The following is a 17,991-nucleotide window of genomic DNA, read 5'->3' on the forward strand; positions in this document are numbered from 1 at the left end:
AAAACGCTAATTCTGCCAAACTAAACATAAAAAAACCGTCCCTAATGAGACGGTCTAAAACGTTAAGCTGAATGCGATTTTGCAGCTGAAGATATCTAAAATTATACAACAATAATTTATAAATTTTCATTATCAATAAACAAAGGCTATGACGCTAATCAACTTTTGAATTACTCAAATATTCTCTCATTCCCTCATCGATTGAATCTTTATGAAAAATAGAATTCATTTCATTATGAACGGCTGTCAATAATGTATCGACTTGCAGAGATAACTTTAGCAGCTCACCTTTTTTTTCGTCAGTGTCAAATATCTTCCTGGTTCCATCAGGGACCTCCAGTTTCTTTGCCTCGTCAAAATTATGCCATAACCAGTCAAGCCAGCGCTGTGTTTCGCTTAGTATTGCAAGTTCATAGAAGTGACCTCTTAAGAGGTTGCCAATATCAGCATGATACATAATAGATGCAATATCAAAACTACTGAGGTTTATTTCTATGCTTTCCTCATGCGCATCTGTTTTGATATTTTTAAGTAATCTTATTGATTTCCTTAAGCCGCCTAGCGTTGTGTTGCAGCGGCTCTCAATATAATTAATATGAAGGAACGGCGTGTTATAAATCCGCTGGTTATCCTTTTTATTTAAAATTGCCACACCTCTGTCAACTTCATTGCCTGTATCTTGATATCTGGCATTATTCCACCAAACAGCCGGGACTACATCCACATCTCTGGCTAAAGAGCCGCCAGTTATTTTTACTGCTTTAGAGTTTTCAGTGTGAACCTTTGCAGCCGGGAAAGCAGCCCTGAGGCTATCTTCAATTTCTTCCCGTAGGATCTGGAGTACATCTACAGCTTGTTTCTTGGATAAAACATAACTATTTGCTTTGCTTCCTTCGTTTGAAAAAACGAATAGCTGTTCATCAATAGTAAGAATATCTACATCGCTAACGCCTTTAATATGGATGTTAAGCGGTACAGAACCCTGCAAACGAAAGGATGCTGTAATTTCCTTTTTTTCCAATCGGTTAGATAGTTGGTTTTCTATCCTTTTCCCTGTTTCGATGCTAACCCTAGTATAAACTGGATCAACTTCCTGCATGGCACCTAATGCATATTTCGTAGCTGATTTCCCGGAAGCCCTGCTTTCCCAGGTTTCTTGTTGTAGAGATTTATTCAGTAAGATCTCTCTGCTTTCAAGCCCGCTGTCCATTGCAAATATTTCATTTATCCCTCTTCTTCGCGTTCTTAAACGTTCGATTCGTGATGAAAAGTTATCGGCCATGTTATAACTTCCTTAGCTTCATTGTCCCAAAGGTATTCCGACCTCTGCCATTAAAATACTCGCCATCAGCAGTTGTCAGGCTTTTATCAAAAATTAATTCTGCAAATCCCATATGCGGACTTAACTCTTTTTCGTTTATTCTCGGATCATTCCTGTAGTTGTAAACTAACCGATAACCTATTTCTCCATCATATATAATGGAGGCAGCTATGCTGTCGGAACCTGACTGTGAGGTTTGCAACCGTATATGAACTTTATCCCATGACTGGAATATATTAATTTTAGCATGCCATGAAAAAACGTCTCCTTCCTTGTTTTCGCCGCGCCCTTCACAATCCCACTCTCCCGACAGGTCCGGGACATTTATTATTTTTGATATTAACTTCCACTTCCATAACCTTGAGTCAAAAATCCAGTAGAGAATTAGATACATTGTACCTGCACTAATAAGCGAAGAGACCGTTGGGGTCATTACAGATTTCGCCTCAATATAAGAATTATTTTCAAGGTAAGTTAAAATAACAAAAACCAAAAACCCTGATATCAGAGAAGCTAATGAACCAATTATTTTACCTACCTTACTCCTGTTAAAACCACTTATAACAATATATTCATGGCTTTTCATATGACTCCTGAAAGTATGAAAGTATGATAGTGATAGATGTACCGCTAAGTTCTTCCTGAAACTGATAACAGTATCTTATAGGAATCATCCTAACTCCACAGGATTGTAGCAATTTCTTTGAAAAGCAAGCCCTACAATCAGTTGCATTAAGTCTCCATGCCGGTTTTACCAATAGATTTGCCAATTCGGTAAAATCCTTATTTTGCAGAATGAACCCCGCTGCGGCGCTCAACACTATATCTTGTGCCTCCCTCAGTTGGACGGCATGTCAGATATAGTGATCGGCGGTGATTATCAGGACAGAACCCGCCGGTTTCCCCACTGCGCCCTTCGGTAAAAATCCGGCCGTGGCGAGGTTCAACCACAAAATGTCATTTTTGATATAAAGTCAATGTCCGCTTTTCGCTCACAGCGGACCTTCTGCTCAGTTAGTTCGGCCGCTTCGTGCCAGGAGCGGACTCAATGTAATGCTATCCATTAAATCCTTATTCGATGCGCTCCACATTTGGATAACGCTCGGTAGTGGCTTCATGGAAAATGTCACCCAGCCAGCAATCTCACCTTCTGCCATATCGTCTAGAATAGCGATGTCATAAAGTCGAGAAAACTTTCTCTCCGTCAGGTCGGCACGAAATACTAGCCACCGATCATTCTTGCGTTGAACACCAATATGCCGTCCAAAAACGTTATAAATCAACATATGCAATCTCTGATCATGCTAATGAGTCCCTGAATCTATGATACATACGTCTGGGCGGGTCTCGTACAAATATGAAAGCCCAGCATCCATCCCTCACTCACACCAGCCATTTGCTTTACTTTATATCCTCCTGACAACTCGGAAGAAAATTAAGCATCGACCTTTTGAGATTGATTAGTTTGGCTTTATTTCATCCGTTACCCATCAGACCTAATCTGTCGGGCCCGAAACGCATTACTTCGCGGTTCGGCGGAGCTTACCAGCCTGCCGGTTAGCGCAGCTGGGCTGACGACCCGGCTGGCCGTGGTGGAACCGGAGGGGGCATTTAGGTTCGTTAAGGGAGATGGGGTTCAATGCCGTTAATAAAAGTAAGGGAAAGATCTGACTCGTTATGCGGGTTCGAGTACCAAAAACATAAGTTGCTGACAACAATCTGCATTCACTCTGAGCTAACGAGCTGAATGCTGTGGCCAGGATCAAATAACCAATCTCGTCATCACAGTAGACTCAGCCTACACAAGCCAGTTTTTTGCTCCAAAGCTCAAATCTGTAGACAAAATGTACAACCTGAATGTATAACGACCAATTGGGATTATTCTTACTTGCTGACTGATATCTGGCACCCTGCCCACGGCTCTCACTTGGATGACAAATATGGAAATTGAGAAAAACACGATTGATGATGTTATGCGGGCTGTGTTTGAAAATATCCTGTCAGATGGGGTTCCTGTTGAAACAACACGGGGACCGACAAAAGAGATTCTGGGTACACACATCATTTTAAACAATCCGATTTGCCGGATTAGCAGAACAGAATCCAGGGGTAAAATATTCACCTGTCTGGGGGAGTTAATGTGGTACCTATCGGGCAGTGACGATGTCGAATCTATTCGCTATTACATCTCAAAATACCGGGATTCTGCAGAAAGTGATGGCACGATTAATGGCGCTTACGGGCCTCGTCTCTTTGGTACCAAGAATGGAATCAACCAGATTGAGAATGTCATCCGGCTTTTAAAAAAACGCAACACATCCAGGCGAGCAGCCATACAACTGTTTGACGCAAATGATATAGCCCATCCCTTCGTTGATGTCCCCTGTACTGTCGGGCTCCAGTTTGCGATTAGGAATGATTCCCTCGATATGTTTACATTCATGCGCTCTAACGATGCACGGGCAGGACTGGTTCACGACATATTTGCATTCACGATGCTTCAGGAAATGATTGCAAAAACCCTCGGTTTAAATTTGGGTGTTTATCGCCACTATGCGGCAAGTCTGCACATCTACATCGAGGATATTCCCCTCATCGAAGCTGCGCTCAAAGAGGGTTATGCGCCATCTGTACCAGTTATGGTAGCAATGCCCACAGAGGATATAACTAACTACTTATGCAACATTGTTGATGCAGAGAAACGCATCCGTGAGGGCGATATTCCAGATATTGATGCGCTAAGGCTGAGTGAATACTGGAAAGATGTCCTTCGTATGCTGGCGATATTCAGATGCAAAAAAGATAAGAACCTGCCAGCTGCTCAGGCCATTGCAGGGAAATTGCAAAATCAGTCCTACAAAATTTATCTTGAGTGGTTGTGAGGGAGAAAAATGAAACGACAGGACCTAATTGATGAAATTTCAGAACAGCTCAAATCATTCAGTACACATGAAACCCCGCTTGAGGGATTAGATACCCCCGACAAAATCACAACGCTCGCCGCACAGATACTCGACAGCAAGCGTCGCATTGAGTACGTCGGAGCCATTGGCAGAAATAAGATATCCCCGCTACGGGGAAATCCCCACTGTGATATCTTTGATCCGCTACGGGCTGCGTGGTTGCATGTTTATGAAGGGAATGTAGATGAGGCGTGCTGGCTTATTTTCCTGTCTACCCACTTTGGCAAACATCTTAAGTACGGTTGGCAGTTGTGCGCCGACATTTACGGTGGCCTCGGTGGCGATGTATGGACCTGGGAGAAAGTGGTTGCGGAAGTGGACACCTTTCACGCCTGGTATGAGGGCTGCTATCGCCAGATGCTGGCAGACGGTCAGAAAAGAAGGTTTGGGAACCACAGAAAGTACGAATCCCTCAGACCGGACTGCAAGCGCCCCCTTCCACGCGTCATCAGCTCATATGTAGCGTGGGTAGGAAACGCAGGTAGTCATGAAGCGCGGTTTGCTGAAGCCAAAGCCGCATCCAGTAGTCAGGAAGAGTACTTTGATATTCTTTACCGGAGCATGAAGGCGGTTTTGTCATTTGGGCGGGCTGGAAGGTTCGACTTTCTGACGATGCTCATCAAGTTCGGCATTATTGATGCCAAGCCGGGGACGCTGTATCTGAACGGGGCAACAGGACCTCTGGATGGCGCAAACCTTCTGTTTTACGGTGAAGCGAGAAATGCGGCCAATTATAAAGTATTGGACGATCTTCTGGCGAGGCTCAGCGCCTTCATGGACATGGGGCAGCTTGAAATGCAAATTCTTGAAGATGCTCTTTGCAACTGGCAGAAATCACCCTCTCGCCACGTTTACTTTGGAGGATGACTTCAGGACAGATCTTCACGGTTATATTTGACTTTGAATTTGGCAAAATGATCAAAGGGGATTCTTTGGGCGTGCTGTAACTGCCCCAGCACTATCCCTTTTGATACACCAATTTTCCGGGCAAATTTAATAATATTTTTCCAGTTCCGCCCAGTCAGCGTGTCAAACTCTGCACGGTATGCTGGGGGAATCAGGACGCTGCTGGAAAACTCGTTTGCTTCCTGTTCTTCTTTTTCAGAAAGGCCACTCATTCCTTCTATGCGGTGCTGTTCACAGTTGTGCAGAACCAGATGGCCAACCTCATGAAACAACGTAAACCAGAAATGATCGTCTCTCAGATACCGAAAACTCATTATCAGTGTCGCTTTGCCGTGTTCAAAAAAACAGGTAGCGCCGCTTGCTGGACATCCTTTTGGCGTTGGCAGGATCACAAGCGCTACACCAGCGTCAGCGAGTATGCTGCGTATCGCAGGAAGAAATACTTTGGGATCAGGCTCAAGAGAATGTTTTCTTAAATCTTCCAGACTGCCTTTAAGTATTTCCTTATCCCATGCATAAGTTCTCTGTTTCCGCGAAATATATTCAGCTTTCTTGAGCCAAGTAATTACGGCCATTTCTTCCGTTCTGAAAGCTTCGGATTTTCTGAAAGCTATAGCAGTCTGTTTATTTTTATAATAATTAAACCATTCGGGTACGGATGAAACGCCGAAAAAGCTCAGGCAACACTCGACTTTTTTATTACCGCTCAGGCCCTTCGGAATCCAACCCAGTTTACTCATATCTGACGTAGGCAGAGACTGAACCCATTCATTATTTTGGCGAATGATCGCATCTTTATGTTGGCGATATTTGTCTTCACGACTGAGCCAGAAAGTCGTGCTGACATCGAAGAGAGATTCAAGCTTGTTGGCAATCTTCTCAGTGAGAATAAGCTCACCAGAAATCAACTCACGACCTTTAATCAGGGAAAGGCCAACTCTTTTACTGAGCTCTTCTTCGTTGAAACCATGTTCGTCCATGAGGTCTATTATGGTATCTCCGGGGGCTGACACCCAGTCCGGGTTAAATCCGTTATCAGAAACCATAATCTTCGCCTATATGAACCAGTTTCAACCGGGTTACCCGCCCCCAGTCAAGTGAGTTGTCTGCCTGCCGGGGGGGGGCTAGATGCCCATTTACAAAGTACATTTTAACCCCTTCTGTGAGGTTAATTGTAATGTAATCGCATCCATTTTCGCATAAAAATTCTGTTTTAAGAAAACCCGGAAGCTTAGCTACCGATGCTGAAGACCAGATATCAGCACACCGCACGCGCAGTTTTGCAGCTACTGCATCACCGAACAAATTTATCCCTGCTTCTTTGAACTCAACTGAATCTCTGAGTTCGGAACTGTCACAAAAAATCTGCAATGGGTTACCAACGCTGAGCGATTTATCAGAGAATATTATATTCTAATGTATAAAAAATCCACGATTTCACGGGTGGTTATGACCAGCTCCCCGTTGATTCACACAGAAGGCTGTTAGCAATGTCCGCAGATCGCTCATAGCAGACATGAATACTCTGCTGATTGGCCACTCCGTGCCTGAACGGGCGAGGTACACCATCTACTCAAACGGACAAGTTTATGGATCACTACAGTATTTGAGATAGAGCAGTTTTTATTGACCCCCTCAGTAATCAGACGCTAAATATCCCGCCACACTTACATTTAGTATGCCATAGAGGGTGTTATTTTGAAGTCGCTAGGCATGTTGGAACCATGCGAGGTACTGTGGTTCTACTTTATGGTTCCTTTTTGGAACCCATAACGAAATTAATTTAAACAGAAACATTAAATATCAATACACTATGATTAAAAGTACAGGGACGCCAGCCCACCAAATAATGATCCGGATGTGTCCGGTGAAGTACAGAAAGCCCGCATGGCACAAGCCCTGCGGGCTTTTTTTGTGTCTGTCGTTGTCCGAGAACATCCGGCTGAATCCGGTGATTATTGGTATACGTTTAGGTATACGGTAGGATGTATACCTAAAAGCGTATACCAATTCATGAAGGAGCGGCCACAGTGGCACGGACAACACGCCCCCTGACCAACACCGAAGTTCTACGTGCTAAGGCGCTAGAGAAGGATCTAACGCTGCATGATGGCGACGGGCTTTTCCTGATAGTGAAAACCAGTGGCAAAAAACTCTGGCGTTTCCGTTATCAACGTCCGGCAACAAAGCAGCGGACAATGATTGGGCTCGGAGCCTTCCCCGCCCTATCACTTGCAGATGCCCGAGGGTTAAGAGCGGATTACCTTGCCTTGTTAGCTAATGGCATCGACCCCCAAGTTCAAGCTGAAGTTGCAGAGGAAGAGCAGCAAATCGCTCTGGACAGTATTTTTTCGACGGTTGCCGCTAACTGGTTCCAACTCAAAAGCAAAAGCGTTACCCCTGATTACGCAAAAGACATTTGGCGCTCACTGGAGAAAGATGTATTCCCTGCCATCGGTGAGATCCCCGTTCAGCAAATCAAAGCCCGGACACTGGTTGAAGCTCTTGAGCCAATCAAAGCTCGTGGGGCGCTTGAGACTGTACGTCGGCTGGTGCAGCGCATTAACGAGATAATGATTTATGCCGTAAACACTGGTCTGATTGATGCCAATCCAGCATCAGGTGTTGGAATGGCCTTTGAGAAACCCAAAAAACAAAACATGCCGACACTACGACCAGAAGAATTACCAAAGCTAATGCGTTCTCTGGTGATGTCGAATCTCTCTGTTTCGACTCGCTGCCTGATTGAATGGCAACTTTTGACCCTCGTGCGCCCCTCTGAGGCCTCCGGTGCACGTTGGGCTGAGATCGATCTCGATGCAAAGCTCTGGACTATTCCAGCCGAGCGGATGAAGGCCAAGCGTGAGCATATTGTTCCCCTATCGCCGCAGGCATTAGATATTCTAGAAGTGATGAAGCCAATCAGCGCTCATCGTGAACATGTTTTTCCGAGTCGAAATGACCCAAAACAAGCAATGAATAGCCAGACGGCAAATGCTGCTTTAAAACGAATTGGGTATGGAGGTAAATTGGTTGCACATGGATTGAGGTCTATTGCAAGCACAGCTTTAAATGAAGAGGGTTTTAATTCTGATGTCATTGAGGCAGCTTTAGCGCACAGCGATAAAAATGAAGTCAGGAAAGCTTATAATCGCTCTACGTATCTTGAACACAGGAAACAACTAATGGATTGGTGGGGGAACCATGTATCTTCTGCGTAATAATAATTTTAAGGGCAGCATAAGCACTGCCCTTACCCCTATACAATATACACACCTATAATGTTTCGATAATAAATAGCTGCCCCTCCCCCTCGTACAATAACCTCCATTGTATGTAAGCCTCTAAAAGATGTTGCTTCTGACAAGGTTAATATTAAACCTTCGCTATCGCGTTTTAAATTTATTCGAGAAGCGTTATCCACCTTAATTAAGCTTTCATTTTCCACACGAACAACATAATCCTCGGATAAATCATCCTTAGCTTCTTCCCCATGATTTTTTTTGCAAAAAATTATATTTAGATTACCTAATCCAGGGTAAATCCTTAATTTAAATATTAATTTTTTTTGTTTTGGCAAAAATCGAGATATTGATTTATATTCTACTTCTTTATCATCCTCGTCAACATAACAACCAAAAATAAAATGATTAGGATGTAAAACAGATGAGGACATTTTTTTATCATTCAATTTGAATGGCAACAAGCTTTGATATTCATCCATATTTAATAATCGAATTCGCCTGTCTATAGGCCTTCCTTCCTTATTCGTTATATTCGGCTCTATAAACTTAATCTCTCGCCCTGCTTTACTCTTCAATGAAGTATATTCCAAAGGAAAATCAATATAATCTAAAATCCCTTGCCCTAACATGGCTGTATTTTTGTCTGCTAGTTGTTGTAACTTGGCTGTCATATCAACTGGAAGCCCTAATGCTGTTACTTCGCACGATTCTCCTAAACCAAAGTTACCCCAAATAACTTCATCTTCTGACCCATAATCCAAGCCAATTCGGACACCTAGATCAATTTCAGTGCCAAGGTCCTCGTTCAAAGATGGGAATATATACTCCTTCAAAATCAATCTGAGTGTTGATGCAGCGTTTATAGCATCTGCTATTGCATCCTCTTTGCTTACATCAGACCTACCAAAGAAGGCCATCAAAGCATCGCCCATAAGTCGATGAGGATAACCATCTAGCGCTCGAACAATGTCAATGCAAGCTTGAAGTATTCTATTTTTAACGATATATGCTTGTTCTAGCGGCAATAAAAGTGATAAGCGGGAGCTTTTACGTATATCAATAAACATCGTCACTATGTATTGATTATGCGTTACACTAAGACCATTTAACATTGTAAGTTCAGGATGGGTGCCAATTTTATGTTCGTTTAATCCAAGCTTATTAAACAGAGGTCTAATTTCACGCTGATAATCATACTCCAAGAAATTGCTCGGGCTTGTTGAAAAAGATTCTGAAATAAGTACCGAATCTCCCCTCCGACTTTCCATACCAACAGACAAAGCGCCATCCATGGTCATTCCTTTTCTTAAGGTTATATTTTTTATACCCTTAAAGTTTTTCTCGGTAATATCTTTAAAACTCATAATAGAACTCCATTTGCAAAATCAACGAATTTTGAAAAGCAAAGACAAATCATGCAAAAATATGCATATTTCAAATATCTAACCGCATCAGAAAACAACAAGAACTTTTCCTTGGCAATTCCCGCCAAAATATAGCTTTGAGCACACATATCCCTTAATAACCCTTCATCATCTTCGTCATTATATTTTGAAAAGTATTCATTCACATCGTTTAGATTACCAATAAATACAAATGAAACCAGTGATCCACTTGCCTCGTGAACTTTATTTACCGACTTCATTTTTGGAATGATACTTCGCAGCGAATAAACCACAGATAAAACAATAAAAAAACCGATCAAAAAAACCATTACACAAAAAAACAAGTTATACAAATTGCTACCTAGAAACAAACCTTTAAAGCTTCCTATTTTATTCGAGAATATTGTTAAACTCGCCCCACTCGCAGCCAAAAGCAAGGCTGCCTTGTTATTTGTGGTGGAAATATAACCATCAGTCCTTTTTATTATATCAAACTGTAGTTTTATTTTCTCTTTGTTTTCTTGAATATCCACTTCACCCCCTCAGACATATACTTTAAATATTATTTTTTTGTCGCCCATCTTACAACTTACTCTCCAAAAAATTTGTTATGCATCACAATATATTCTTGAAGCATTGCTATTGAATTTTATAACATTAACTTCTAATAGATATGACACTTCATAATCATTATGCATAATGATTATGCCCGCACAATTCCCTCCCCCACACACCAGGCCGCATATACTACGTGAATGTACGGATTGGGCACTACAGAATTCAAATGTAATCACTTATCTCCTAGATGAACGATTTCTGCTAACTCAAGGTAGCGCTTGTAACACCTTGATGAAACGCCTCACAACATCATCATTTTGTCTCCACTTATATTGGCCATAAATCTCTTGGTGAATCCGCGTGTCACTGAGACTCGTTCAGACAGAGAAAATAAATAAGCGAATTACTTCTGGCGCGCAATGCTCTCCCCGCCCCGCCTGCCCGCTTAATGGGGCGCTTTTAATGCAGGTGCATGGGTGGCCTCAGGCCGCGCCAGAGCTGGTGCTGGCGGGGGAGGCAGGGACGCGAAAACGCATGCAAAACCATGCACCTTATGCATGCATGGCTTAATTCGGGAAAAAGGGCGGGATTTACGGGGATTTTTTGACGGGCTACTGCGCGGCAAGTTCAGCGCGTTTTCGGACGTAATTCTGGTTTTGTGCAGGCGTGAATTTTTCACGATTATCATCCCGTGAAGCCGCGTCAGGCCTGAATCCGATGGCTGTTAAAATGTCATTATCCTGTGCGGAATAATTTATTTTTTCACCAGCAGCCAGCCACACCGACAGCGCTTCACGCAGATAATCGACTGAATGCTGCATCACGCAGTGTTTTACAGCGGGATGCTGGTTGTTATAGCCCATCAGCTCAGGTGCAAGAGCGGCGGTCAGCTCCGCGCCGTGCGTCTGCATAAAATCATTCAGGCGGTTACGGATGCTGATGCGCTGCACGTCCTCATGTGAGCGAATATAGCGACCGGCAGCCTGATTAATTTCCCATTTTTTTACATCGATAATATCGCGCAGCGTTTGCAGGCTGCGGGAGCTATTAGCCTCACCTGTGGCTAACAGCTCTCCGTATTCCTGTTCGGCATCAGCCAGCTCCTGTTTGCGGGTCAGCCAGCTGGTTTTGTTGTTCTGACAGACGTCAAAAGCCTGCTCCAGCGTTAATGTTGTCATCGGGTGTCTCCGTCGACGTTACAGACTTTGTTTTTTCGCTTTCCCGGCATGAGCCGAGATAAATTCGTCATCCTTTAATTCTGTCTCTGAAGGCGGCCTGATAACCGAGTCGAGCGACTCCATCGTCCGGAATGTGGCCGAACAGAGAATGTTGGTGCACTGGTAATAGGCATGTTTGACGGTTTCAGACAGATAGCGGCTGGTACGGGTATGTGCCGGGCACTTACAGAACGGGCAGTGCATCATGACAACAATCCCCGCGCTTCAAGGTCAGCCTTTCGCACACTCAGCTTGTCAAAGTAGCTCTTACGCTGACCGGCGGTTACTGCGACGCCGTAATCCATATGCGGCAGCGTCTCGGGCGACAGCCCGGCTTTAAACAGCACCGGCTCATCAGCCAGACGGATATGGCAGCCTTTCACCGCTTGCTTAAGCCACGTCTGCACCTCCTGCATAATCGCTTTATCCGGCTCGACATAGCCCTGAATCCCGACGGTGTTCGCAAGAGGATTCCCCAGTGCCAGCATTTTGAGTTTCATCGCCCGGACAAGCGCCCCGCACGTATCGCGTAACGCGTTATCCAGCTCTTTTCCCGCATACTGGCTGAGCACATTGTGATGTGCCTGACGGTATGCTCTGGCCGTACTGTCACAGTTACCTTTCAGCCGGTCGCATTCAAAGGTCAGCACCTCAGCGAGCTGGTCACACTCCTGTGCCAGTTCACGGGAAGCGACACGCGCCAGATGCTGTTTTTTCAGCTCATCCGTCAGCACCGCACCACCGGCACGAAATGCCGTGCGCCATTCACTCGCGTCACTACCGCTCTCCTGCTCAAGCTCTTTTTTTTGCTGTGCGGTACGGGCAATCGCGGTGGCGGTGTCATCCATCATGCGGGCGTTTTCAAGATGCTCAGTTCTGGCCGCGTTCAGTTGCCGGAATGCCGGAGTCAGATAGTCAGGAATAGTCGTGGTGGTCATGTTGTTACTCCTCAGTGATGTCAAGCTGAGGAGATTCTGCATCGCCCCGCACAACAACTCGATTCATTGCCGTTGTAGCAGACATGGCACAAACAGGACTTTAAAACCTAGCTGGCCAGAGAAAGGTCTCAGGAAATTCCTCTCTCTCTGTTTGTTTTTTTACATATAACTATTCACTACTATTCACTGTAAATAAAAATATAGTTAATACAGCAAGTTAAGAAGTGAACAGTTGAGAGAAAAGTGTTCACCGGGTGTTCACTACTGTTCACTGAGTGGATATAACGCATTTCTTTTTTTGATGGTTTATACCTATTAATAAATAGAGAATCCTCATCTTTATGAAACAAAATAGTATATCTGTCTCCACTCAAGACCACCCAAGACCACTCAAGACCATTCGAACTTTTTTCGTATAAAATTCATCCATGCAACTTGAACTCTTACACAATTCTCCCTTGTTGCATTCAGGAAATATATTCACAAAATAGAGAGCTACCCGATTCCGGACGGATGAGTTCGGATCTCTGTGGATATTAATGAGGTAGCGTTATGCACACGGCTTTATCAGTACCAGTTTCCCGCTCTGGCGCGCATTTAACGCCAGTTTCAGCACCACCTCAGGAGCGTTTTTTACGACTCCCTGAAGTGATCCATCAATGCGGCCTTTCCCGTTCCACACTCTACGATTTAATCGCCCGAGATGCTTTCCCGGCGCAGGTCTCCCTCGGAGGGAAAAACGTCGCCTGGCTTCAGTCCGAAGTGACCGCATGGATGGCGGAACGCATTGCTCACCGCAACAGGAAGTGTGACGCATGAATCAGAGTCACTTTCAAAAAGCGCCTTTTCCTGGCTTGCATCTGTTGTGTGTTTCCTGGTACAGTTTTGTTGCTGTCGCAAAATCGGCAGCCGGGATTTGCAGCCCGTGTAATTCACAGGCGACACAACACGCGCCTTGCGTGTTTTTTTACGTCGTAGCTCAGGCACACCTATATTTCGGGCTGTGGTGTTTACACCGTGGTTCCAGTCAAATAATGGTGGCTCGAGTGGGGCAGTCTTCGGACTGGCCGGTATTCTGTGAAGCCGGTACTGCAAACCCTGTTCGGGTCACCACCAATGAGATTTGCAGCTCCGGTGGTGGCGTTAACCGCTATTCACAGGAGGTTGCCCTAATGGCTACGACCCTCACCCCGTTACACCCAAAATTTATCTTTGTGTTTGCCGCCGTTCGTCGTGCAGACCGCAAGCCGCGTATCTGTATGCTCCGCACCGTTGCCGGTGACGAACAGACCGCTCGCCGCTCTCTCGTTCGTGACTACGTGCTTTCCCTTGCTGCCCGTCTGCCGTTTACGGAGGTGTGCCATGCATACCAGTGATCAGACCATCTCAGCGCGTCATGATGACCTCAATAGCATCCGTGAGCACCTGAGCCTCGAATCGTTTCATAAACTCAATCGCGCCTGTGAAACCCTGCATTATTTTGGCAGCGATTTACGGCGTCATGAAATAAACGGGCTCAGCCAGCTTTATACCCCTCAAATCCTGAGTTACGTACACGAAGATATCAGTCATGTGCTGGAAGAACTCAAAGCCAAAGGCCTGTGCCGGGATTTCATTGCCCCGTCATCTGTGAACGGAGGTGAACGCCATGTTTGATTTCCCTCAGCCGGGTGAAACATACCGTTGTTCAGGTTTTCCTGACGTGGTGGTGTCGGGCGTACTGGCCGACGGTATTCCGTGGGATATGCCGTATCGCTGTCCGGGGCTGGTCTGGAATCCCTACCGGCGCACCTACACCATCCTCATCCGTATTATCGCTACGGGTGGTATGGCAGAAATTCCGCTCAGTCGTTTTTTGCGGGACTTTACCTGTGAGCGGCCGGACGTATTTAAGCGCGACCCCGAAAACCGTCATGTCGTTTTACGCGAAATTGCCGCCAACCCGGATTTACAGCAATACCGGGCACGAAATCTCGATATTTATCCGGGCGATATTTCCCCGGTCAGGCGGCCAGCGCCGGTGGCGCGAAAATGGCGGAACAATGTCGCAACGGAGACAGAAATTAAACCGGATAACAGCTACCGCCATTATCTGTAATTAAAAACGACACCCAAAAATAAAATGTGCGTATCTGCGCAGGGATACGCACGTGCTCAGGAGACGGAATCATGCCTGTTAATAACCCGGCTTTAATACAGAAAGAGCGCCTTGCCGCGTTCAGCCAGAATGACCTTGCATGTCAGGAACACATTCGCAACGTCGGCCAGTTCGTCGGCGATATGATGCAGGAACTGGAGAGTACGACCCTGTGTCGTGACACGATACACCAGACTCAGCTCGCCCCGGTTATTTACCTCATGACGTTACAACTCGACGGTGTGGTCGACCGCTGCGGTCAGAGCTGGCTGACCGGGGAGGCTGCTGTATGAAACAGCCGCTCACGCCCGTTCTTCGCGCCGCGCTGTATCGTCGTGCGGTCGCCTGCGCCTGGCTGAATTTGTGCGCCCGTCAGCACCGCTATCCGCAGCTCACGCTCGATACGCTGGAAACTGCCATGAGTGCCGAGCTGGAGGGCTTTTATCTGCGCCAGCACGGTGAGGAAAAAGGTCGCCAGATTGCCTGTGCGCTGCTGGAAGATTTAATGGAAGCCGGTCCACTCAAAGCCTCGCCGTCACTGTCCTTTCTCGGGCTGGTCGTTATGGATGAACTCTGTGCCCGTCACATTACATCGCCGGTTGTGCACTGAGGGAGAAAATAACGATGAAAATGAACGTAACCGAAACCATAAAACAGGCGTGCGGCCACTGGCCACGCATTCTCCCGGCGCTGGGCGTACCGGTCATCAAAAACCGGCATCAGGCGTGTCCGGTGTGCGGCGGATCTGACCGCTTTCGTTTTGACGATAAAGAGGGGCGCGGGACGTGGTTTTGTAACCAGTGCGGCGCAGGTGACGGGCTTAAGCTGGTCGAAAAGGTGTTCGGCGTGTCGCCCTCCGAGGCCGCCGGGAAGGTGAACGCCCTGACCGGCAGCCTGCCGCCGGTTGCTGAGGATATTATTGCCGCCGCTGAGGCTGAAACTGACGCCAGCCGCAAAGCCGCTGCCACGCTTGCCGCAAAGCTTCTGGAGAAAACCCGCCCGGCCACCGGCAGCGCCTACCTGACCCGCAAGGGCTTTCCTGCGCTCGAATGCCGGACGCTGACCACCACACACAAGACCGGCGGCGTGACCTACCGCGCCGGTGATTTAATCGTGCCGCTGCAGGACGATACCGGCGCACTGGTTAACGTTCAGCTCATTAATGCTGACGGCCTCAAACGCACCCTGAAAGGCGGAGCAGTAAAAGGAACGTATCACCTTATCGAAGGGAAAAAAGAGGCGGGAAAACGGCTGTGGATAGCGGAGGGCTATGCGACCGCACTCACCGTGCATCACCTGACCGGTGAAACCGTTATGGTGGCGCTCTCGTCCGTGAACCTTCTTTCTCTGGCAAGCCTTGCCCGACAGAGGCACCCGGCCTGTCAGATTATCCTCGCCGCCGACCGCGACCTCAGCGGAAACGGCCAGACCAAAGCCGAAACGGCCGCGCAGGCCTGTGAAGGCACGGCTGCCCTCCCGCCGGTGTTCGGTGACTGGAATGATGCGTTTATGCAGAATGGTGAGGAGGCCACACGTAAGGCGATTTATGGTGCCATCCGGCCAGCGTCTGAAAGTCCGTTCAGCACCATGAGTGAGGCGGAATTTACCGCCATGAGCACCAGTGAAAAGGCGATGCGGGTGCATGAGCACTATGGTGAAGCGCTGGCCGTGGATGCTAACGGCCAGCTCCTGTCCCGCTATGAAGCCGGGATATGGAAAATTATCCCGCCGTCAGATTTTGCGCGCGATGTAGCCGGGCTGTTCCAGCGTCTGCGCGCCCCGTTCTCGTCGGGGAAAATTGCCTCGGTAGTCGACACCCTGAAACTGATTATTCCCCAGCAGGACGCCCCTGCACGGCGGCTGATTGGCTTTCGCAACGGCGTGCTCGATACCCAAAGCGGCTTATTCAGCCCACACAGTAAAACGCACTGGCTGCGCACGCTGTGCGACGTGGATTTTACCCCGCCGGTGGAGGGGGAAACGCTGGAAACCCACGCGCCGAATTTCTGGCGCTGGCTCGACCGTGCGGCCAGCGGCAATGCTGAAAAACGCGATGTTATACTCGCTGCGCTGTTTATGGTGCTGGCTAACCGCTACGACTGGCAGCTCTTTCTCGAAGTGACCGGTCCCGGCGGCAGCGGGAAAAGTATTCTGGCCGAAATCGCCACCATGCTCGCTGGTGAGGACAACGCCACGTCGGCCACCATCGAAACGCTGGAATCCCCACGGGAACGTGCGGCGCTCATTGGTTTCTCGCTGATACGCCTGCCTGACCAGGAGAAATGGAGCGGTGACGGTGCAGGGCTTAAGGCTATCACCGGCGGCGATGCCGTGTCGGTCGACCCGAAATACCGCGATGCCTACTCGACGCATATCCCGGCGGTGATTCTGGCCGTGAACAACAACCCGATGCGCTTTACCGACCGCAGCGGCGGTGTATCGCGTCGCCGGGTGATCATGCACTTCCCGGAACAGATTGCCCCGGAGGAGCGTGACCCAAAGCTTAAGGATAAAATCGCACGCGAGCTGGCCGTCATCGTGCGCCAGCTCATGCAAAAATTTAGCGACCCGATGACGGCGCGCACGCTGCTACAGTCTCAGCAGAACTCTGACGAGGCACTCAGTATCAAGCGCGACGCTGATCCAACATTTGATTTTTGTGGCTACCTTGAGGCGCTGCCCGAGCCTGACGGGATGTATATGGGGAATGCGAATATTGTCCCGCGTCAGCCGCGTCTGTACCTCTATCACGCGTATCTGGTTTACATGGAGGCGCACGGCTACAAGAACACGCTCAGCCTGACCATGTTCGGCAAAGGGCTGTCATCGATGCTGAAAGAGTACGGGCTGAATTACGGCAAACGGCGAACGAATCAGGGGATGCAGACCAATCTCACGCTCAGGGGCGAAAGCAACGCCGACTGGCTGCCCCGGTGCGACGAAACCTCAGCGATATAACCTACCCTGACCGGCATCAGCCGGTCTTTTTTTACCTGTAATCCCGGAAAGTGAACAGTAAAGTGTTCACTGTTCACGGACTATTCACTACCTATCTTATTGAAATATATTGCAATTAATGCCGAGTGAACAGTGTGAACAGTTTTCTGTAAAAAAAGTTTTTTTCTTGATGTGATCTATTCAAAAACAAGTTCGCTTAATCACAGGAAACATAGCTACAAATCACCATTGGTATACGTTTAGGTATACCAATGAAAGTTGAATTGAAAAATAAACAATAAAAACATAAAGTTGAGAACATTATTCAGACTCCGCCAGCCCACCAAAATTCTCCATCGGTGATTACCAGAGTCATCCGATGAA

At 47.1% G+C, this 17,991-nt stretch carries 18 protein-coding genes and 1 pseudogene; 10 read left to right on the top strand and 9 right to left on the bottom strand.

Going from position 1 to position 17,991, the window contains the following annotated elements; translation table 11 throughout:
- Positions 1-154: 154 nt before the first annotated feature.
- The 3 genes and pseudogenes from HV107_RS03860 to HV107_RS27215 all read right to left on the bottom strand — a co-directional run bounded on the left by HV107_RS03860 (position 155) and on the right by HV107_RS27215 (position 2,607).
- The gene (locus HV107_RS03860) at positions 155-1,282 is read right to left on the bottom strand and encodes a hypothetical protein (protein ID WP_045889369.1); all 1,128 of its coding nucleotides are present in this window, start codon (positions 1,280-1,282) and stop codon (positions 155-157) included.
- 1 nt (position 1,283) lies between these two features.
- Positions 1,284-1,907 carry a hypothetical protein gene (locus tag HV107_RS03865; protein ID WP_045889368.1) on the bottom strand — a complete coding sequence of 208 codons (624 nt, stop codon included), beginning with the start codon at positions 1,905-1,907 and terminating at the stop codon, positions 1,284-1,286.
- Positions 1,908-2,392: 485 nt separating this feature from the next.
- A pseudogene (locus tag HV107_RS27215) lies at positions 2,393-2,607 on the bottom strand (hypothetical protein).
- A 654-nt stretch (positions 2,608-3,261) separates the two neighbouring features.
- Between HV107_RS27215 and HV107_RS03870 the strand changes: the two are divergent.
- Entirely contained in the window at positions 3,262-4,203 is a 942-nt protein-coding gene (locus tag HV107_RS03870; RefSeq protein WP_045888796.1) for a thymidylate synthase, read from the top strand.
- A gap of 9 nt (positions 4,204-4,212) precedes the next feature.
- Entirely contained in the window at positions 4,213-5,151 is a 939-nt protein-coding gene (locus tag HV107_RS03875) for a hypothetical protein (RefSeq protein WP_045888781.1), read from the top strand.
- 2 nt (positions 5,152-5,153) lie between these two features.
- Here the strand turns inward: HV107_RS03875 and HV107_RS03880 are convergent, their stop codons facing one another.
- The gene (locus HV107_RS03880; RefSeq protein ID WP_045888782.1) at positions 5,154-6,236 is read right to left on the bottom strand and encodes an ImmA/IrrE family metallo-endopeptidase; all 1,083 of its coding nucleotides are present in this window, start codon (positions 6,234-6,236) and stop codon (positions 5,154-5,156) included.
- 984 nt (positions 6,237-7,220) lie between these two features.
- Here HV107_RS03880 and HV107_RS03885 point away from each other — a divergent pair.
- Entirely contained in the window at positions 7,221-8,411 is a 1,191-nt protein-coding gene (locus HV107_RS03885; protein ID WP_182062126.1) for an integrase domain-containing protein, read from the top strand.
- Positions 8,412-8,449: 38 nt separating this feature from the next.
- Here the strand turns inward: HV107_RS03885 and HV107_RS03890 are convergent, their stop codons facing one another.
- The 5 genes from HV107_RS03890 to HV107_RS03910 all read right to left on the bottom strand — a co-directional run bounded on the left by HV107_RS03890 (position 8,450) and on the right by HV107_RS03910 (position 12,533).
- Complete coding sequence (locus tag HV107_RS03890) at positions 8,450-9,799, bottom strand: nucleotide-binding domain-containing protein (RefSeq protein ID WP_182062127.1); 1,350 nt, start codon at positions 9,797-9,799, stop codon at positions 8,450-8,452.
- Positions 9,796-10,353 (bottom strand): Pycsar system effector family protein, encoded by a 558-nt coding sequence (locus tag HV107_RS03895; protein WP_182062128.1) that lies wholly within the window; start codon positions 10,351-10,353, stop codon positions 9,796-9,798. The genes HV107_RS03890 and HV107_RS03895 overlap by 4 nt, the downstream gene beginning before the upstream one ends.
- A 636-nt stretch (positions 10,354-10,989) precedes the next feature.
- Positions 10,990-11,556, bottom strand: a complete 567-nt coding sequence (locus HV107_RS03900) for a phage polarity suppression protein (protein WP_182062129.1) — start codon at positions 11,554-11,556, stop codon at positions 10,990-10,992.
- Between the two features lie 18 nt (positions 11,557-11,574).
- Positions 11,575-11,802 (bottom strand): ogr/Delta-like zinc finger family protein, encoded by a 228-nt coding sequence (locus HV107_RS03905; RefSeq protein ID WP_047352759.1) that lies wholly within the window; start codon positions 11,800-11,802, stop codon positions 11,575-11,577.
- The gene (locus HV107_RS03910; protein ID WP_182062130.1) at positions 11,799-12,533 is read right to left on the bottom strand and encodes a glycoprotein 3; all 735 of its coding nucleotides are present in this window, start codon (positions 12,531-12,533) and stop codon (positions 11,799-11,801) included. The genes HV107_RS03905 and HV107_RS03910 overlap by 4 nt, the downstream gene beginning before the upstream one ends.
- 552 nt (positions 12,534-13,085) lie before the next feature.
- Between HV107_RS03910 and HV107_RS03915 the strand changes: the two genes are divergently transcribed.
- The 7 genes from HV107_RS03915 (at position 13,086) to HV107_RS03945 (ending at position 17,628) form a co-directional block, all read left to right on the top strand.
- Positions 13,086-13,352: an AlpA family transcriptional regulator gene (locus HV107_RS03915; RefSeq protein ID WP_182062131.1), complete on the top strand. Its 267-nt coding sequence runs from the start codon at positions 13,086-13,088 to the stop codon at positions 13,350-13,352.
- Positions 13,349-13,909: a host cell division inhibitor Icd-like protein gene (locus HV107_RS03920; protein ID WP_182062132.1), complete on the top strand. Its 561-nt coding sequence runs from the start codon at positions 13,349-13,351 to the stop codon at positions 13,907-13,909. Before HV107_RS03915 ends, HV107_RS03920 begins: the two co-directional genes overlap by 4 nt.
- The gene (locus tag HV107_RS03925; protein WP_182062133.1) at positions 13,896-14,189 is read left to right on the top strand and encodes a Derepression protein; all 294 of its coding nucleotides are present in this window, start codon (positions 13,896-13,898) and stop codon (positions 14,187-14,189) included. Before HV107_RS03920 ends, HV107_RS03925 begins: the two co-directional genes overlap by 14 nt.
- Positions 14,182-14,631: a hypothetical protein gene (locus HV107_RS03930; protein ID WP_182062134.1), complete on the top strand. Its 450-nt coding sequence runs from the start codon at positions 14,182-14,184 to the stop codon at positions 14,629-14,631. The genes HV107_RS03925 and HV107_RS03930 overlap by 8 nt, the downstream gene beginning before the upstream one ends.
- A 71-nt stretch (positions 14,632-14,702) precedes the next feature.
- Positions 14,703-14,963 (top strand): hypothetical protein, encoded by a 261-nt coding sequence (locus HV107_RS03935; protein ID WP_182062135.1) that lies wholly within the window; start codon positions 14,703-14,705, stop codon positions 14,961-14,963.
- Positions 14,960-15,280 (top strand): DUF5375 domain-containing protein, encoded by a 321-nt coding sequence (locus HV107_RS03940; RefSeq protein WP_182062136.1) that lies wholly within the window; start codon positions 14,960-14,962, stop codon positions 15,278-15,280. Before HV107_RS03935 ends, HV107_RS03940 begins: the two co-directional genes overlap by 4 nt.
- A gap of 14 nt (positions 15,281-15,294) precedes the next feature.
- Positions 15,295-17,628, top strand: a complete 2,334-nt coding sequence (locus tag HV107_RS03945) for a primase-helicase zinc-binding domain-containing protein (RefSeq protein WP_182062137.1) — start codon at positions 15,295-15,297, stop codon at positions 17,626-17,628.
- Positions 17,629-17,991: the final 363 nt, after the last annotated feature.

Origin of the sequence: Enterobacter sp. RHBSTW-00175, from assembly GCF_013927005.1 — a bacterium.
Lineage (GTDB): Bacteria > Pseudomonadota > Gammaproteobacteria > Enterobacterales > Enterobacteriaceae > Enterobacter.

What these genes read in the sequence shown, in the direction of transcription:
- HV107_RS03860 (WP_045889369.1), bottom strand. Translation starts at nt 1,282, where the DNA reads ATGGCCGATAACTTTTCATCACGAATCGAACGTTTAAGAACGCGAAGA.
- HV107_RS03865 (WP_045889368.1), bottom strand. Translation starts at nt 1,907, where the DNA reads ATGAAAAGCCATGAATATATTGTTATAAGTGGTTTTAACAGGAGTAAG.
- HV107_RS03870 (WP_045888796.1), top strand. Translation starts at nt 3,262, where the DNA reads ATGGAAATTGAGAAAAACACGATTGATGATGTTATGCGGGCTGTGTTT.
- HV107_RS03875 (WP_045888781.1), top strand. Translation starts at nt 4,213, where the DNA reads ATGAAACGACAGGACCTAATTGATGAAATTTCAGAACAGCTCAAATCA.
- HV107_RS03880 (WP_045888782.1), bottom strand. Translation starts at nt 6,236, where the DNA reads ATGGTTTCTGATAACGGATTTAACCCGGACTGGGTGTCAGCCCCCGGA.
- HV107_RS03890 (WP_182062127.1), bottom strand. Translation starts at nt 9,799, where the DNA reads ATGAGTTTTAAAGATATTACCGAGAAAAACTTTAAGGGTATAAAAAAT.
- HV107_RS03900 (WP_182062129.1), bottom strand. Translation starts at nt 11,556, where the DNA reads ATGACAACATTAACGCTGGAGCAGGCTTTTGACGTCTGTCAGAACAAC.
- HV107_RS03905 (WP_047352759.1), bottom strand. Translation starts at nt 11,802, where the DNA reads ATGATGCACTGCCCGTTCTGTAAGTGCCCGGCACATACCCGTACCAGC.
- HV107_RS03910 (WP_182062130.1), bottom strand. Translation starts at nt 12,533, where the DNA reads ATGACCACCACGACTATTCCTGACTATCTGACTCCGGCATTCCGGCAA.
- HV107_RS03915 (WP_182062131.1), top strand. Translation starts at nt 13,086, where the DNA reads ATGCACACGGCTTTATCAGTACCAGTTTCCCGCTCTGGCGCGCATTTA.
- HV107_RS03920 (WP_182062132.1), top strand. Translation starts at nt 13,349, where the DNA reads ATGAATCAGAGTCACTTTCAAAAAGCGCCTTTTCCTGGCTTGCATCTG.
- HV107_RS03925 (WP_182062133.1), top strand. Translation starts at nt 13,896, where the DNA reads ATGCATACCAGTGATCAGACCATCTCAGCGCGTCATGATGACCTCAAT.
- HV107_RS03930 (WP_182062134.1), top strand. Translation starts at nt 14,182, where the DNA reads ATGTTTGATTTCCCTCAGCCGGGTGAAACATACCGTTGTTCAGGTTTT.
- HV107_RS03935 (WP_182062135.1), top strand. Translation starts at nt 14,703, where the DNA reads ATGCCTGTTAATAACCCGGCTTTAATACAGAAAGAGCGCCTTGCCGCG.
- HV107_RS03940 (WP_182062136.1), top strand. Translation starts at nt 14,960, where the DNA reads ATGAAACAGCCGCTCACGCCCGTTCTTCGCGCCGCGCTGTATCGTCGT.
- HV107_RS03945 (WP_182062137.1), top strand. Translation starts at nt 15,295, where the DNA reads ATGAAAATGAACGTAACCGAAACCATAAAACAGGCGTGCGGCCACTGG.